Annotated in this window: 16 protein-coding genes; 14 read left to right on the top strand and 2 right to left on the bottom strand. The window is 60.9% G+C overall.

Translation table 11 applies throughout. The annotated features are described in order from the left end of the window. Positions 1 to 310 precede the first annotated feature (310 nt). The 5 genes from AB0305_RS19955 to AB0305_RS19935 all read left to right on the top strand — a co-directional run bounded on the left by AB0305_RS19955 (position 311) and on the right by AB0305_RS19935 (position 5412). Positions 311 to 1189 carry a LysR substrate-binding domain-containing protein gene (locus AB0305_RS19955; RefSeq protein WP_366173770.1) on the top strand — a complete coding sequence of 293 codons (879 nt, stop codon included), beginning with the start codon at positions 311 to 313 and terminating at the stop codon, positions 1187 to 1189. Positions 1190 to 1338: 149 nt separating this feature from the next. Then, complete coding sequence (locus tag AB0305_RS19950) at positions 1339 to 2088, top strand: SDR family NAD(P)-dependent oxidoreductase (RefSeq protein ID WP_366173768.1); 750 nt, start codon at positions 1339 to 1341, stop codon at positions 2086 to 2088. 96 nt (positions 2089 to 2184) lie between these two features. Next, positions 2185 to 3510, top strand: a complete 1326-nt coding sequence (locus tag AB0305_RS19945) for an MFS transporter (RefSeq protein ID WP_366173766.1) — start codon at positions 2185 to 2187, stop codon at positions 3508 to 3510. A 52-nt stretch (positions 3511 to 3562) separates the two neighbouring features. After that, positions 3563 to 4414 carry a transketolase gene (locus AB0305_RS19940; protein ID WP_366173764.1) on the top strand — a complete coding sequence of 284 codons (852 nt, stop codon included), beginning with the start codon at positions 3563 to 3565 and terminating at the stop codon, positions 4412 to 4414. Continuing rightward, a complete protein-coding gene (locus AB0305_RS19935) occupies positions 4411 to 5412 on the top strand; it encodes a transketolase family protein (RefSeq protein ID WP_366173762.1) in 1002 nt (333 codons plus the stop codon). Before AB0305_RS19940 ends, AB0305_RS19935 begins: the two co-directional genes overlap by 4 nt. Positions 5413 to 5542: 130 nt before the next feature. On the opposite strand, the gene AB0305_RS19930 is transcribed toward AB0305_RS19935, so the two are convergent. Then, positions 5543 to 6478 (bottom strand): LysR family transcriptional regulator, encoded by a 936-nt coding sequence (locus tag AB0305_RS19930; protein WP_366173760.1) that lies wholly within the window; start codon positions 6476 to 6478, stop codon positions 5543 to 5545. A 125-nt stretch (positions 6479 to 6603) separates the two neighbouring features. Between AB0305_RS19930 and AB0305_RS19925 the strand changes: the two genes are divergently transcribed. From AB0305_RS19925 to AB0305_RS19910, 4 genes are read left to right on the top strand one after another with little or no spacing between them, the layout of a single operon-like run. Next, positions 6604 to 7911, top strand: a complete 1308-nt coding sequence (locus AB0305_RS19925; RefSeq protein ID WP_366173758.1) for an MFS transporter — start codon at positions 6604 to 6606, stop codon at positions 7909 to 7911. A gap of 26 nt (positions 7912 to 7937) precedes the next feature. Continuing rightward, positions 7938 to 9323, top strand: a complete 1386-nt coding sequence (locus tag AB0305_RS19920) for an FAD-binding oxidoreductase (protein WP_366173756.1) — start codon at positions 7938 to 7940, stop codon at positions 9321 to 9323. A 20-nt stretch (positions 9324 to 9343) separates the two neighbouring features. Next, positions 9344 to 10354 (top strand): dienelactone hydrolase family protein, encoded by a 1011-nt coding sequence (locus AB0305_RS19915; protein ID WP_366173754.1) that lies wholly within the window; start codon positions 9344 to 9346, stop codon positions 10352 to 10354. Positions 10355 to 10405: 51 nt separating this feature from the next. Then, positions 10406 to 11191, top strand: a complete 786-nt coding sequence (locus tag AB0305_RS19910; RefSeq protein ID WP_366173752.1) for an alpha/beta hydrolase — start codon at positions 10406 to 10408, stop codon at positions 11189 to 11191. Positions 11192 to 11247: 56 nt separating this feature from the next. Here the strand turns inward: AB0305_RS19910 and AB0305_RS19905 are convergent, their stop codons facing one another. Continuing rightward, complete coding sequence (locus tag AB0305_RS19905; protein WP_366173750.1) at positions 11248 to 12195, bottom strand: LysR family transcriptional regulator; 948 nt, start codon at positions 12193 to 12195, stop codon at positions 11248 to 11250. A gap of 140 nt (positions 12196 to 12335) precedes the next feature. Between AB0305_RS19905 and AB0305_RS19900 the strand changes: the two genes are divergently transcribed. The 5 genes from AB0305_RS19900 to groEL all read left to right on the top strand — a co-directional run. Continuing rightward, on the top strand, positions 12336 to 12959 hold the full coding sequence (locus AB0305_RS19900) for an FMN-dependent NADH-azoreductase (protein ID WP_366173748.1): 624 nt from the start codon (positions 12336 to 12338) through the stop codon (positions 12957 to 12959). 64 nt (positions 12960 to 13023) lie between these two features. Further along, the gene (locus AB0305_RS19895; RefSeq protein WP_366173746.1) at positions 13024 to 13332 is read left to right on the top strand and encodes a YciI family protein; all 309 of its coding nucleotides are present in this window, start codon (positions 13024 to 13026) and stop codon (positions 13330 to 13332) included. 55 nt (positions 13333 to 13387) lie between these two features. After that, positions 13388 to 14296: an MBL fold metallo-hydrolase gene (locus AB0305_RS19890; protein ID WP_366173744.1), complete on the top strand. Its 909-nt coding sequence runs from the start codon at positions 13388 to 13390 to the stop codon at positions 14294 to 14296. 616 nt (positions 14297 to 14912) lie between these two features. Beyond that, positions 14913 to 15203, top strand: coding sequence for a co-chaperone GroES (groES, locus tag AB0305_RS19885; RefSeq protein WP_021196716.1), 291 nt, complete (start codon positions 14913 to 14915; stop codon positions 15201 to 15203). A gap of 100 nt (positions 15204 to 15303) precedes the next feature. Next, positions 15304 to 16173 (top strand): chaperonin GroEL (gene groEL, locus AB0305_RS19880; protein WP_366173742.1); only part of this gene is annotated, 870 nt, incomplete at its 3' end.

Genomic DNA, 16173 nt, shown 5'->3' with positions numbered 1-16173 from the left:
CCCGAAATCGACGCCGCAAGCGTTTGACATCATAGGATTGTGGCTTCTCGAGTGCAGCTGGAGGCATGCGCCTGCACGGGATATCAGGAGCGGGCGCCACCGGCGAAGGGGCGCTATTGTAGTGGCTTTGTGCGACGGATTCCCTCACGGCGCCCGCTGCTACGCGCCGTCATGCGTTAGCGGGCTCGCGACCTGAGATGCTAACTGACTATTGAGTTTGGAACTTTCTATGCCACGCGGTAAAAGGGGCTAGGCTTCGTATTCCGTCAACTACTCGCCGCCGACGATTCGAATCATGCGTATTCCCCCAATGAAGGCGATCATCGCATTCGAATCCGTCGCTCGGACGAAGAGCGTGAATCGCGCGTCCGAAGAACTTGGCCTGACAGCCTCGGCTGTCAGCCACCAGATCAGCAATTTGGAGGCGGCGATTGGCCAGCCTTTGTTCTTCCGGCAAGGGCGCGGCTTAGTACTGACGCCCGTAGGTGAGCAGTACTTGCGTGACATCACGGGGGCGCTTGCCGACTTGGGCCGCGCCACTGAGCGCGCCTCCAGCCGCGCCGAAGTTGAGATCTTGCGCGTGCACTCCAGCCCCAGCTTCGGCCTGATGTGGCTATTGCCCCGGCTCGCGGCGTTCCAAGAGGACCACAGCGACATCCGCTTGAATGTCTCGTGTTCGTATGAGGATGTCTCGTTTACCAGCGGCTTTTACGACATCGATATCCGCTATGGACACGCACATTGGCGCGACGTCCAGATCAAGACGCTGCGCGGCGAACGCATTGTCCCGCTGGCGTCGCCCGCATATCTAGACAAGCACCCGGCGTCATCTCCAGAGGATTTGCTCGCGCATCGACTCATTCGATCCGAAACGCCGCTTGTGCAGTGGCAACAGTGGTTCGCGCGGGTGGGCGTTGAACACATGCATGTGGCGTTCGACTTTGCGTTCGACCGCTCATACATGTCGCTTGAGACCGCGGCACTCGGGCTTGGCGTGGCGTTGGAGAGCACGTTGCTGGCCTCGGTCCTCGTAGCGCAGGGGCGGCTGGCGCCAGTGTTTGGCGACGACCACGCGCTTGAGGTCGCCGGACACCACATCGTGTTTCCACCACAGAATGCCGACCTGCCGCACGTGAAGCGCTTTCTTGCCTGGGTCGACCGGCAACTGACGCTGCATCCGACGACATAGCGCCGCAGGCTTGTGTGGTGCAGCGCACCAAGGCCGTCGCGGCCCATATCTGAAAATTTCTCAGCCATAGTTGAATCCAACTGCGTTGATCGAATGGCCTGCGGGAACAACACTGCAGCCAACAAGATTCCAACAAGCAGGAGACAACGATGTTGCTCGAGAACAAGGTAGTCATCGTGACTGGGGCGGCCTCGCCCCGCGGTATCGGCAAGGCGACGGCGAAGGCGCTTGCTGCACACGGTGCACGTGTGGTCGTGCTGGATCTGCGGCTTGAAGATGCAGAGCAGGCCGCGCGCGATCTGGGTGAAGGGCATCTGGGCCTCGCCTGCGATGTGACCGATCGCAGCGCCTGCGATGCCGCTGTGCAAGCCGCTCTTACCAAATACGACCGCATTGACGGTCTCATCAATAACGCCGGGATCACGCAGCCGCTGCGCACGCTCGACATCCAGGCCGGCAATTTCGATGCTGTGGTCGACGTGAACTTGCGCGGCACGCTCTATATGTCGCAGGCTGTGTTGCCGCACATGAAGGCGCACAAGGGCGGCAGCATCGTCTGCATGTCGTCGGTATCCGCGCAGCGTGGCGGCGGTATTTTCGGTGGCCCGCACTACAGCGCCGCAAAGGCCGGCGTGCTGGGGCTGGCCAAGGCCATGGCACGGGAATTTGGTGGCGACAATGTCCGCATTAACTCCATCACGCCGGGGCTCATCCAGACCGACATCACCGGGGACAAGCTCACACCCGAGATGCGCGCGGAGATCATCAAGGGGATCCCGCTTGGCCGGCTTGGCGATGCGGCCGACGTTGCCAACGCGTGCCTGTTCCTCATCAGTGATCTGTCTGCGTACATGACCGGCATCACGCTCGACGTGAACGGCGGCATGCTGATTCACTGAACGAACCAACCTGCACCGCCACGGCTGTATACCCGCCGTGGACTTCTTCGAGACACATGCACCCGGGCCCACCCGGGGCACATGGTAGGAGACACCATGACCACGAAGTTTGCATCGCCCTTGCCGGGCGACGAGTCGGCGCGCGCGGATGCGGCCACGTTCGAGTCCCGCACCTACGCCAAGGTTGCGCGTCGGCTCATTCCCTTCCTGATGATCTGTTACCTGGGCGCCTATCTGGACCGCGTCAACGTGGGCTTCGCCAAGCTGCAGATGCTCAATGATCTGCGGTTCAGCGAGACGGTGTATGGCTTGGGCGCCGGCATTTTCTTTCTCGGCTACTTTCTCTTTGAAGTCCCGAGCAATGTGATCCTGCACAAGGTGGGCGCGCGCAACTGGCTGGCGCGCATCATGTTGACGTGGGCCGTCATCTCAGCGGGCTTTGCGTTCGTGAGCACGCCGACGTCGTTCTACGTGCTGCGCTTTCTGCTCGGGGTGGCCGAAGCGGGCTTCGCGCCGGGCGTCATCCTGTACATGACGTACTGGTTCCCGTCGCAGCGCCGGGCCAAGGCATTGTCAATGTTCTTCATGGCGATTCCGCTAGCAGGCATCGTCGGCGGGCCGCTGTCGGGCTACATCCTGCATACGTTCCACGGTGCGGCGGGGCTCGCCGGGTGGAAGTGGCTGTTCCTCATCGAAGCCTTGCCTTCGCTGCTGCTGGGTGTGGCGATTCTCTTCTATCTCGACAACGGGATTGCTAACGCCAAGTGGCTGACTGATGCGGAAAAGGCGCTGCTCGAGCGCAACGTAGCCGGCGACAACGCGCAGAAAACCGCACATGGCTCCGTGGGTGCCTTCCTTGCAGACCGCCGCCTGTGGCTACTGGCCGCCATCTACTTCTGCGTGGTGCTTGGGCAATACGGGCTGACGTTCTGGCTGCCGACCTTGATCCGCAAGGCTGGCGTGGCTGATCCGCTGTTGGTGGGCGTGTTCACGGCCGTGCCCTACGTATGCGCCATCGTCGCGCTGCCGCTGATCGGCATGAGCGCTGATCGCCACCGCGAGCGGCGCCTGCATCTTGCCGTGCCGATGGTGGTGGCGGCCGCCGGGTTCGCAGCGCTGCCGTTGATTGGCAACGTAGGCGCAGCGCTGGTCTGCCTGAGCATTGCTGCCGCTGGGATCCTGTCTTCGTCATCCCAGTTCTGGTCGTTGCCAACCGCCATGTTGGGCGGCATGTCGGCCGCTGCGGGCATCGCTGCCGTCAACTGCTTCGCCAACCTCGCAGGGTTCTTCTCCCCGGCCATTGTCGGCTGGCTCAACGATCTGACGGGTAAATCAACGGCCGGGCTGATCTTCATCTCGTCGGCCATCGTACTTGGCGCCGTGCTGGTGTTCTTCGTGCCGACGAAGACCGTCAACCGTTGAGTCGATGACTGTCTCTGTCGCCCGTGCTCCCCGCTTCATCACAGGAACAATCATGACTTCCACATCATTGCCACCAACCGACGCCGTGCCCCTGGCCGAGCGCGCTTACCGCATCCGCCGCAACGCGCTCTTGATGGGCGAAGTGCAAGGCCAGGGCTACATCGGACAAGCGCTGGACATTGCCGACGTGCTGGCCGTTGCCTACTTCGGCGCCATGCGCTACCGGCCCGAAGACCCCGACTGGGAAGGCCGCGACCGCTTCTTGCTCTCCAACGGCCACTATGCGATTGCGCTCTACGCAGCGCTGCTCGAAGCCGGCATCTTGCCCGCCGAAGAGCTGGAGACATACGGCAGCGATGACAGCCGCCTGCCAATGTCCGGCATGGCCAGCTATACGCCCGGCATGGAGATGTCCGGTGGCTCGCTCGGCCAGGGGCTGACGATTGCCGTCGGCCGCTGCCTCGGTCTCAAACGCAAGGGGTCCGACGCGTTCGTCTACACGCTGTTCTCGGATGGCGAGCTGGATGAGGGTGCCGTGTGGGAGGGCCTGCTGTCCGCCGCGCACTGGAAGCTGGACAACCTGATCGCCGTGGTGGACGTGAACAACCAGCAGGCCGACGGCCCGTCGACGCAGATCATGGCGTTCGAGCCGTTGCTGCCGAAGCTTGAAGCGTTCGGCTGGCTCACCCAGCGCGTGGATGGCAACGACATCGATGCGGTCAAGGCCGCCTTCGATGCAGCGCGCGCACACAAGGGTGCACAACCGCGCATGATCATCTGCGATACCCGCATGGGCTGCGGTGTTCCGTTCCTGGAGCAGCGCGAAAAGAATCACTTCATCCGCGTTGACGCGCACGAATGGCAGCTCGCGCTGCAAGCACTGGAAGCCGGGAGGACCGCATGAGCAGCACCGTCATCAACAAGCCCAAGCTGAAGACCTCCGCAATGATCGCCTCCATTGCGGGCGAGGGCCAGGCAACACGCCCGGCGCCGTTCGGCCACGCGCTGGCCGATCTGGCGCGCGTGAAGCCGAACGTCATCGGCATGACGGCAGACCTGGGCAAGTACACCGATCTGCACATCTTCGCCAAGGAATTTCCGGACCGCTACTACCAGATGGGTATGGCTGAGCAGTTGCTCATGGGCGCCGCCGCCGGCTTGGCCAATGAAGGTGCACAGCCGTTTGTGACGACCTACGCTGTCTTCGCCACGCGTCGCGCATACGACTTCATGCACCAGACGATCGCCGAAGACAACCTCGACGTAAAGATCGTCTGCGCGCTGCCTGGGTTGACCACCGGCTACGGGCCTAGCCACCAGGCCGCCGAAGATCTGGCGCTGATGCGCGCCATGCCGAACATGACCGTCATCGACCCGTGCGACGCGCTGGAGATCGAGCAGATGGTGCCGGCCATTTCGGCGCATGAAGGGCCTGTCTATGCGCGCCTGCTGCGCGGCAACGTGCCGGTAGTGCTTGACGAATACGGCTATCAGTTCGAGCTGGGCAAGGCGAAGCTGCTGCGCGACGGCGCCGAGGTGCTCGTCATCTCGTCGGGCATCATGACGATGCGCGCGCTCGAAGTCGCCAAGGCATTGCAAAGCGATGGCATTGGCGTGGGAGTGCTCCACGTGCCGACGATCAAACCGCTCGACACCGAAACCATTCTGCGTGAGGCGGGGCGCTCCGGGCGGCTTGTGGTGGTGGCAGAGAACCACACCGTGATCGGCGGGCTGGGCGAGGCGGTCGCAGGCACGTTGATGCGCGCGGGGGTCAGCGTTCCGTTCCGCCAGGTGGGGCTGCCCGATGCGTTCCTGGATGCCGGTGCACTGCCGACGCTGCATGACCGCTACGGCATTTCCACTAATGTCATGGCATCCACGATTCGGGGATGGCTGGACTAACAAAAAACGCCTCCGCCCGTCGGTGGAGGCGTCTTTGCCGTTCACCACCGAATCTCTTCGCATGCTTCCGCTACTGAACAGTCCACGCGACGAAAGCTCAACCTGCCTTGGCGGCCGGTTCAGTGAAAGGTCAACCAGCTTTCCCTGCCGCCATCCCGAGATCGTCTTTGCCTCTTAGCCACTCGATCAGATGGTCACGAAACCCTTCGGCCGCGGGCGACACCGTCCGGGTGGTCGAATGGTAAAGGCACACTTGCCGGACCAACTCCGGATCCACAATGTTTCGCATCACCAGACCAAGCGGACGAGCCAGCAAGCCAACGTAAGCCGGAGCAAGGGTTAGCGCCAACCCTTCGGCTGCCATGCCAAGCGCCGTACTGATGTTGTCCACGATATCCATCGGGGCAATGCGCTCATGCTCGTCAGCGCCGGCGCGCATGAGCGATACGTTGCGCTCGTAGTCCCGTCCCGCGGCAACCAAGGGCTGATGGCGCAAGTCTGTCCACGCGACTTCACGCCGCGTAGCGAGCGGATGGGTGCGCGAGCACCAAAGGACCCAAGGACTTTGGAACAGGCCGATGCTCGCGACATCCTCCGATACCCCCTGGTCAGGCCCGATCGCAAGATCAACGTCAGCACTCACCACCATGTTGATGAGATCGTCTACCGCCGCGTCTCGGATGCGGATCACCACCTTTGGGTGGTTCTTCGCGTAAGCCTTGATCGCTGCCGGCAGGATGGTGCTGGCCACCACCAGAGGCGCAGCGACGCGCACGATGCCCGCAGCGCGATTGCGGATGTCGTCCGCGGATGACTGGGCCAATTCAATGTGCTTCAGCACGCTTCTAGCCGGTGCCAGAAACTCGCGCCCTGCCGGGGACAGCATCACGCTGCGCGTCGTCCGATCAAACAGGCGGAAACCCACCGCTGCTTCCAGTTCCGCCACGAGCTGGCTGATTGCCGAGGCAGACAGATTCATCCGCTCGCCCGCTTTGGCAAAGCTACGAACGTCTGCGACGGTCAAGAAGGCGTGGAGCTGCCTGGGCGTGAATCGTATGTGAGACATGTGCGGTTGATTAATAAGGCGAGCTTAATGATAGGCCAGTATTCATCGATTGTTTTGTTCTATGCCGTGTCGCATGCTCGTGCCAGCCAAAGAAAAAAACGAGCGGTTCCACTGAAGGAGACACCATGGCGCCCCCCACCATTGCGGCCCTGGCCACGACGGACGAGTTTGAAGAACGCGCATACAGGAAAGTCACGTGGCGCCTAGTTCCGTTTCTTTGCCTGTGCTTCGTGATCGCGTTTCTGGACCGCGTCAATGTTGCTTTTGCCAAACTTCAGATGGTCTCCCAGTTGGGATGGAGCGAGCAGGCCTACGGTTTCGGTGCGGGAATCTTCTTCCTCGCCTACTTCCTCTTCGAGGTTCCGAGCAACCTCGTCATGTATCGGGTGGGAGCGCGGCGCTGGATCGCGCGGATCATGATCACGTGGGCCTTGCTCACCGGCGGCATGGCGTTCGTTCATTCCTCCACAGCCTTCTACGTGGTGCGTTTCCTGATCGGGGCAGCCGAAGCCGGTTTTTTCCCCGCCATCATCCTGTATCTAACCTACTGGTACCCCACCAATCGAAGGAGCCGCGTGATTGCCATCTTCATGACGGCAATCCCCATCGCCGGGGTCAGCGGGGGTGTGCTGTCCGGGTGGATCCTGACGGCATTCGATGGCACTCGAGGATTGGCCGGCTGGCAATGGCTCTTCCTAATCGAGAGCGTCCCGTCGCTGCTGATTGGCGTCGCTGCGCTGTTTTACCTTGACGATGGCATCGGTGCCGCCAAATGGCTGACGCCTGCAGAACAGCATCTGCTGTCCTCCAACATTCAAGCGGATGGTCGTCGAAAAACGACGGTTTCACTGTCTGCTGCGTTTCGGCGGCCTATTGTGTGGGTCCTTGCACTGGTCTACTTCGGCGCAGCCATGGGCCAGTATGGCTTCGGCTTCTGGCTCCCCTCCATCATCAAGAGCATGGGCGTGCAGTCGCCCTCTGAAGTGGGATGGCTGTCCGCCATTCCTTACGCCTTTGGCATTGTTGCCATGCTGGTTGTCGGAGGCAGCGCCGATCATCGAAACGAGCACCGCTGGCACTACCTCGTGGCGGCGCTGGTGGGGGCGGCCGGGTTGGCCCTGAGCGCAGCGTATAGCGACCACAGAGCCGTTTCCATCGTGGCACTGACGCTGGCATGTATGGGCTTGCAATGTCTGGCGCCTGTGTTCTGGCGGATTCCGACGTCCATGCTCGGCGGTGTTGCGGCCGCTGCAGGCATTGCATTGATCAACTCCGTGGGGAACCTCGCCGGCTTCCTGAGCCCCTACATGGTCGGTTGGATTGTCGATCACACCGGCAACACGAACCTGGCGCTCTACGTCATCGCCGGATGCCTCGTCGCCTCGGGTGCTGTCGTATTCGCACTCCGAGACCAGCCGCCCCAAGGCAGATGATGGCCGCTCAATCAGGAACCTGCATCATGAAGCACCACATGGAAGACCTGTATGCCGCGCTGGCCAATGCGCTCGGCGAAAGCTGCATCGCCCGTGACGAAGACATTGTCTCTGCGTACGCCGGAGACTGGAGTGAAGCGCCAAAGCGGTCCCCCGGGCTCGTTCTATTGCCGCAGACGCCGCAACAGGTGGCGGCCGCGCTGGGCGTTTGCTCCAGATTCTCCCAGCCGGTCGTGGTGCAAGGCGGCTTGACCGGGCTTGCCGGCGGTGGCACGCCGCGCGAGGGCGAGATTGCGCTTTCGCTATCGCGGCTGAATCGCATCGAAGAGATCGATGCGGTTGGGGGTATCGCTGTTGTACAAGCCGGCGTGGTTTTAGAAACGCTGCAGCAGAGCGTTGAAGAACACGGTTGGTCGTTCCCCTTGGACCTGGGCGCGCGGGGATCCTGTCAGCTGGGCGGAAACGCGGCTGTCAATGCCGGGGGAAACCGCGTCATCCGTTACGGAACGATGCGTGGGATGGTGCTGGGCATCGAAATCGCCTTGCCCAACGGCACACTCCTTACGATGCTTAATCGAGTCGAGAAGAACACCACTGGCATCGACCTGAAACATCTGTTCATTGGCAGTGAAGGGACTCTGGGTGTCATTACTCGGCTCGTTCTCAAGCTGTCGCCAAAACCGACGAGTTCCTGCACGGCGTTGTGCGCGATGCATTCATTCTCGGCCGCTGCTGCCCTCCTTAAGCAGGCGCGTACAGCGCTGCCAAGCCTTTCGGCGTTTGAAGTGATGTGGGCCGATTTCATGGCCGCGGCAATCGACGTTGCATCGCTTCGTCAGCCATTTTCAGCAGAGGCACCCGTCTACGTCCTGATCGAAACGCAGGGCGCCAACGAGGATGAAGAGCGTCGGCAACTCGAGATTTTTCTGGGCGAGGCGTTGGAGACAGAGACGGTGATTGACGTCATCGTTGCGCAGTCGCTCGAGGACAAAGAACGGCTATGGGAGTATCGGGAAACCGTCGGTGAACTACTGGCGCAGATGAAACCGCATGCTGCCTTTGATGTAGGGATCCCCATGGCCGCCATGGCGGAGTTTGTAAGCTCGACGCGAGAGGTTCTGACGCGAAGGTTTCCCGACCAACGGCATCTGTTCTTCGGACACATTGGCGACGGCAACCTGCATCTTCTATCTGGACCTCACCTGAGTGACGAGAACCTGCATTGCGTCGAGGACATCGTCTACACCGCGGTTCGGGACGTGGGCGGTTCCATCTCCGCAGAACACGGCATCGGCGTGATCAAAAAGGCGTTCTTGCACAATAGCCGGTCCACGGAAGAAATCTCGCTGATGCGCAGTCTCAAGACATTGCTCGATCCGGAGTCGATCCTAAACAGCGGCCGTATTCTATAAACAGCAAGCTGAAAAGCACCATGGACGTCGAGCAACGTGGTTCAACGCCAAAGGAAGGCTACACAATGAAGTGGTTGACTGTTTTCGCGCTTGCCTTGTGCTGCTGGGCCACCGCATCACAGGCGCAAAGTGGTGATATCGCGGCGCATGTTGAAGTGCATGCAATTCCGTCCCTCACGCTGTCGGACACCCAGGTCTTGACCGGCAGCAAAGATCGAAAGCCGGTAACGGTGGGGGGAGTGCTGCGCCTCGCCCAGGCAGGCGCGCGTCAACCGGCAGTGGTGCTCATCCACGGTTCCAGCGGCATTGGCCCCAACATCGAGATGTGGGAGCGCATTTTTAACGCTATGGGCATCGCCACGTTCGCCATCGACGGCTTCACGGGGCGAGGCATCGTTTCGACGAGTCGCGACCAAAGCCAACTGGGCCGGTTGAATCTCATCATCGACGCGTATGGAGCACTCTCCGTGCTCGCGCACCACCCGCGAATCGATCCCCAACGAATTGTTCTGATGGGATTCTCGCGCGGCGGGCAGACCACGCTGTATGCGGCGATGCGCCGGCTTCACCGTTTGTGGAATACGAGCGGTGCGAGCTTCCAGGCATACATTCCGTTTTATCCCGACTGCATGACGCGGTATCAAGACGACACCGACATCGACGCTCCGATCCGAGAATTCCATGGTGCCGACGATGACTACGATCCACCCCAGCAGTGCGTGGCGTACGTGGACCGATTACGCAAGGCTGGCAAAGATGCTTTGATGACCGTTTACCCCGACGCGCATCATGCATTCGATCTGCCGTTCGATATGGCACCCACCGTGGCCAAGGGATCGCAAACTGTCCGCGCGTGCCAGATTGCAGAAGACGAAAAAGGGACATTGATCAACGTCGCCACGCAATCAGAATTCAGCTTCCAGGATGCGTGCGTGCAACTGGACCCCCATGTTGGGGCCAACGCCCAGGCGCGAGATGCGGCGATCCGTGACGTCCGTGCATACTTGGACAGGCTTTTCTCTCAGCATTAGCCACACGGGCCGACTGAATTTTTCCCTTCATAGAACGAGCGAGAGCGACCTATGAAAGTACCCCAGAGCCGGTGGCTCAAATCTGCTGCAATCTTTGTCGGGCTCATGGCGAGCCTCTTCACCCTAGCGAGCGAGGCAAAAGAAGTGGGTAGCCCGATCCGAAATATCGTCCTGGTGCATGGCGCCTTTGCCGATGGCTCCAGTTGGTCAGAGGTCATCTCGGCCTTGCAGCGCAAGGGCTACCACGTCACCGCCGTTCAGAACCCGCTGACTTCGTTGCCGGACGATGTCGCTGCCACCCGCCGTGTTCTGGCGCGGCAGTCGGGTGACGTCATTCTGGTAGGCCACTCCTATGCGGGCGCCGTGGTAACTGAAGCGGGGAATGCCGACAACGTCAAAGGCATCGTCTACCTCTCTGCGCTTGTACCGGACAGTGGGGAATCGGTATCGGACCTTCTGACTCGCCTGAAGGCGCCCATGGATGGACTCAAGCCTGATGGTGAAGGCCTGATCTGGCTCGATGACCCAGTAGCCTATCGCCAAGTCATGGCGGGCGACGTACCTGAGTCCCGTGCGCGCATTCTTGCGGCTACGCAGGTGCCCATTTCCGCATCCGCGTTTGAAGGCAAGGTCTCTCATGCGGCATGGCACGGCAAGCCAACGTGGTATCTCGTTACTGAAGAGGACCATGCGCTCAAGACGTCCGTGCAGCGTGAGTTGACCCAACAGATCAAGGCTCGCGTGACGACGGTGAAATCGAGCCATATGTCGTTGGTCTCACATCCGGCCGTGGTGGCGAACCTGATCGATCGCGCCGCTCGCGACGCGCGCCGGTGAAACCCTACCGCGATGAAGCCTCACGAGGCTGTGCACCTCGTGGCTTCATCGCCGCATCAGTGTGCGCTGGGCCCAGCAGCGGCCTCGTCGGGGGCGGGGGCTCGGGAGGTCATGACGGGCAACTCAGCCGCAAGAAACTCAATGAAGGCACGCACCGCCGGCACGACACCTCGCCGCGAGGGAAACACCGCATGAAGCTGGTGTGACGGCATACGGTATTCAGGCAACAGAACCACAAGCCGTCCATCCTGTATGGCCGGTCCGCACAGATTGACCGGCAATTGCGCCACACCCGCACCACGGAGTGCCATCTGCTCAAGCAGGTACACATCGTCGGTCACGAGCGTCGGCTTGTAGTGAATCTCCTGACTCTGGTCGTCGGGGCCGGTGACCTCCCAACGGGCGGGCTCGCCACGCGCGCCGCCAGGCCCGATTCCGCTCACGCCTTGTAGCGCGTCAACCGTATGGAATGGCCCGTGCCTTTCTACAAAGGCCGGGCTGGCGGCAAGCACCTGTTCGCTCAATCCAAAGCTGCGTAAGACCAACTCTGAATCATCGAGCGTGGATCGGATACGCAAAGCCACGTCGTAGCCTTCTGCGATGACATCGACCCGACGGTTGGTCAGGTCAAGCTCCAGCCGTACATCAGGGTGGGCCTCCAGAAACTTCGCCAATACAGGGGCGAGGAAGATATGGGCCACGCCGACCGGGCAACTCACGCGCAGCCGTCCCGAGGGCTTGTCGCTCGCGCGCTCCGCGACTTCCATTGCGGCCCGCGCCGACTGCGTGATGGCCTCGCAGTGCGCATAGAAAGCCGACCCGACATCGGTCACGCGCACGGCGCGCGTTGACCGCTGCAGCAATCGGACGCCAAGCCGTTCCTCCAGTTCAGCCACGCAGCGGCTGACCCGAGACTTCGGGATGCCAAGCGCCCGCGCAGCACTGGAGAAATTGCCATGCGTGACCACAGCAGCAAACATGACGAGGTCGTTGAGATCCTCCACGACAGTGCTCCAAAAACGGTGGCTGGGATGAGTCCGGATTGTCTCATTCATAGGACGCTCCGTAGCGAAATGCGCCCCTAGTTCCACAAACGCCGTCCCCCTATCGTGACGTCCATCCCTACATTTTTTGGAGAGACGTCATGCAAATCCTGCACCTCGATTCCAGCATCCTTGGCGACGCTTCTGCCTCGCGTGTCCTCAGCGCCGCCATCACAGACGAGCTGCGCCGCGACAACCCGGCGGCCGTGGTTGTCCATCGGGATCTCGCACTCGAGCCGATCCCTCATCTGGACGGCGCCATTGCCGCCGGCTTCCGCAGCCCGGGTGTCGGCGAATTTGATGACGCCACGCGAGCAGAACACGCGCGCTCTGAAATGCTCGTCAAGGAACTGCTTGCCAGCGATGTGATCGTGGTGGGCGCACCGATGTACAACTTCTCGGTGCCCAGCCAGTTGAAGGCCTGGATCGACCGCGTGGCCCAGGTCGGCCGCACCTTCAAGTACACAGAGAACGGCCCTGTCGGCTTGGTTGAGGGCAAGCGCGTGATCGTTGCCTCAACGCGCGGCGGCATGTATTCGGCGGGGCCTGCCGCAATCATGGACTTTCAAGAAGCCTATCTGAGCGCGGTGTTCGGCTTTCTGGGCATTGTCGATGTCCGTTTCGTACGGGCGGAGCGGCTCTCCAAGGGGGCAGACGCACGCAGCGAATCGATGAGCGCGGCGCGCGCCAGCGTACGCGATGCGGCCTATTCCACGGGGCTTTGATTCGGGCCACGACAGCCGCGTCGCCTGATACCTCGAGCAACTTGATCACCTGGAGATTGAACCCATGCTGTACGCCATCACGCTCAACTACATCCGATCGGTAGACGAGATTGAAAGCCATCTTGATACCCATCGCGATTGGCTCATCGAACACACCAGACAAGGGCGGATTCTCGTTGCGGGACCGCTGGAACCGCGAACTGGCGGCTTTGTGCTGGCCACGTGTGAAAACCGTGCGGAGCTTGACGCCATGCTTGAGAACGACTCGTTCTACGTCCACAAGCTGGTCGACTACACCGTCGTCGCTGCCACGCCTGCGCTTCGTGCCGGCGACTTTCCAGCGCAATGGGCGCCAGACGCCAAAGCTGTGTAAGTCCCATCAAAATCTATCGAATTCCGACTCTTCACTACTGCTCGAAACGACAACCATGAAGCTGAATGCAACGCTGACGACGATCATTGCTGGCCTCCTGATACCTATCGCGGCGACCGCAGCGGGTCCGGGCCCCGCCTCTCCTGCAGCGACACCTTTCGATATCGGGGCGCTCCGCGTGACGTCTCTTACCGACGGTGTATACGTGCTACCCAATGACGGAAAAATCTTTGGGGCCGACGTTGGCCCGAAAGCTGTGGCAGAAGTCTTGAAAGCGGCCCACGCGCCTACCGACCAGATCACGCTGCCCGTGGACGCCTTGCTAGTCCGCGACGGTACACACCTCGTGCTGATCGACACCGGTCTCGGCCCCAAGGTCGGTGGCGTATTGCTTGACAGTCTCAAGCTGGCCGGTGTCACAGCCGCGCAGATCACCGATGTTCTCATCACGCACCCGCATCCCGACCATATTGGCGGGCTTCTCACAGACGCCGGCAAATCCGCATTCCCTCATGCAAAAATCCGGTTCTCCTCGATCGACTGGGCAGGCTTGCAGCAGCAATCGGGCATGGCCGACTTCGCCAACGCCATCGCTGCACAGGTCGAACCGTTTGAACCCGGTGCCCAAGTAACGCCCTCCATTACGTCGGTGCCCTTGAGAGGACACACGCCCGGGCATGTGGGGTACGAGATCGTCTCTGCCGGTCGCCGTTTGCTGGACATTGGCGACGCGGCACACAGCGCTATCATTTCCCTGCAGAAGCCAGACTGGACCATGGGCTTCGACAGCGAGCCGCAAGTCGCCAAGGACAATCGCCGGGCAACGCTAGTGCGGCTTGCCGCGTCGCACGAGATGATCTTTGCGCCTCACTTCCCGTATCCGGGTATCGGCACGATCGTGACTGACGCAGACGCTTTCGCATGGAGCCCCACCGCAGGCGCCGATGGCGTGCTGCGCAAGTAAGGAGAGCGTCATGTCCATGTCAATCGAACGGTGAAGCACAAAGTTACCTGCCAGTGTGCCAGGCCATTGTTGTTGATCTCATCGAGCATCACCCGGGAAGCGAAAGTGCTTTGTGATTCATGAAGCGCTTTAACGCTGTCTAAGCCGCGCCTCGGGTTCGTGTGAACGTCGCTCGTTGCGAATTGCGGCCCCTGTCGCGCCGAATCTCCACCATGTCGAGTTCCGCTAACTTATTGAGACAAAAGCCTTTTTTTTTGCAGTGCGGTCAGACACGCGCTCTGTGGAGTCAGAGTGGAGTGAACCTTGACACCAAGCCTGCAGGGGGGCGGTCGCAAAGGTGGGTTTCCAATAAGTTATTGAAAGAGAAGGATATTTTCCTGATCTGGCGCATCGCTCGGGGCACGAAAGTTCCAAATTGAGTGACCAAAGTTCCAGATTCAGTGAATCTCGACATCGGGCATTCCCCATTCTTGAAATCGTCATACCCCGTCCCTATAATTAGCACTCGCCGGGCAGGAGTGCTAACAATGCCTCCGACCCCCGATGCTTTCCCGATGCGCCGCGTCTTGCGGCGCGTTTTGTGAATAAACACTCACTTTGCATTGAGGAGTTGTGTATGAACCTGCGTCCTTTGCACGACCGCGTGATCGTGAAGCGCCTGGACAACGAAACCAAGACCGCTTCGGGCATCGTCATCCCTGACGCCGCCGCTGAAAAGCCGGATCAAGGCGAAGTGCTGGCCGTTGGCCCGGGCAAGAAAGACGACAAGGGCAACGCGATCGCGCTGGATGTGAAGGTCGGCGACCGCGTGCTGTTCGGCAAGTACGCCGGCCAGAGCGTCAAGGTGGATGGTCAGGAAGTTCTGGTCATGCGCGAAGAAGACATCATGGCCGTGGTGCAAAAGTAAGCACGCGCTCGTTCGCAACGCTTACCTGTAACCCAATCCTCATTGCCGGCGCAGCTTATTGAGCGCGCGGGCACATCCAAAGATCTCGGAGATTCTCAAGATGGCAGCTAAAGACGTAGTGTTCGGCGACGCCGCACGTGCCAAGATGGTCGAAGGCGTGAACATTCTCGCCAACGCAGTGAAGGTGACCCTGGGCCCGAAGGGCCGTAACGTGGTGCTGGAGCGCAGCTTCGGTGGCCCGACCGTGACCAAGGACGGTGTGTCGGTCGCCAAGGAAATCGAGCTAAAGGACAAGCTGCAGAACATGGGCGCGCAAATGGTCAAGGAAGTCGCTTCCAAGACCAGCGACAACGCCGGTGACGGCACCACCACCGCAACGGTGCTGGCCCAGTCGATCGTGCGCGAAGGCATGAAGTACGTTGCCGCTGGCATGAACCCGATGGACCTGAAGCGCGGCATCGACAAGGCTGTGACGGCCGCTGTCGAAGAGCTGAAGAAGATCAGCAAGCCGACGACCACCAGCAAGGAAATCGCTCAAGTTGGCGCCATCTCGGCCAACAGCGACGAATCCATCGGCCAGCGCATCGCTGAAGCCATGGACAAGGTCGGTAAGGAAGGCGTGATCACGGTGGAAGACGGCAAGTCGCTGGCCGACGAGCTGGACGTCGTGGAAGGCATGCAGTTCGACCGCGGCTACCTGTCGCCGTACTTCATCAACAACCCGGAAAAGCAAGTTGTCCAGCTGGACAACCCGTTCGTGCTGCTGTTCGACAAGAAGATCAGCAACATCCGCGACCTGCTGCCGGTGCTGGAGCAAGTGGCCAAGGCTGGCCGTCCGCTGCTGATCATCGCTGAAGACGTTGAAGGCGAAGCCCTGGCAACGCTGGTGGTCAACAACATCCGTGGCATCCTGAAGACCGCCGCCGTCAAGGCTCCGGGCTTCGGCTATCAGGATGAACGAAAACTCGCC

This window comes from Arthrobacter sp. NPDC080086 (genome assembly GCF_040702285.1).
Note: the sequence above shows the minus strand (reverse complement) of the source record. Positions and strands in the feature narration are given on the sequence as shown.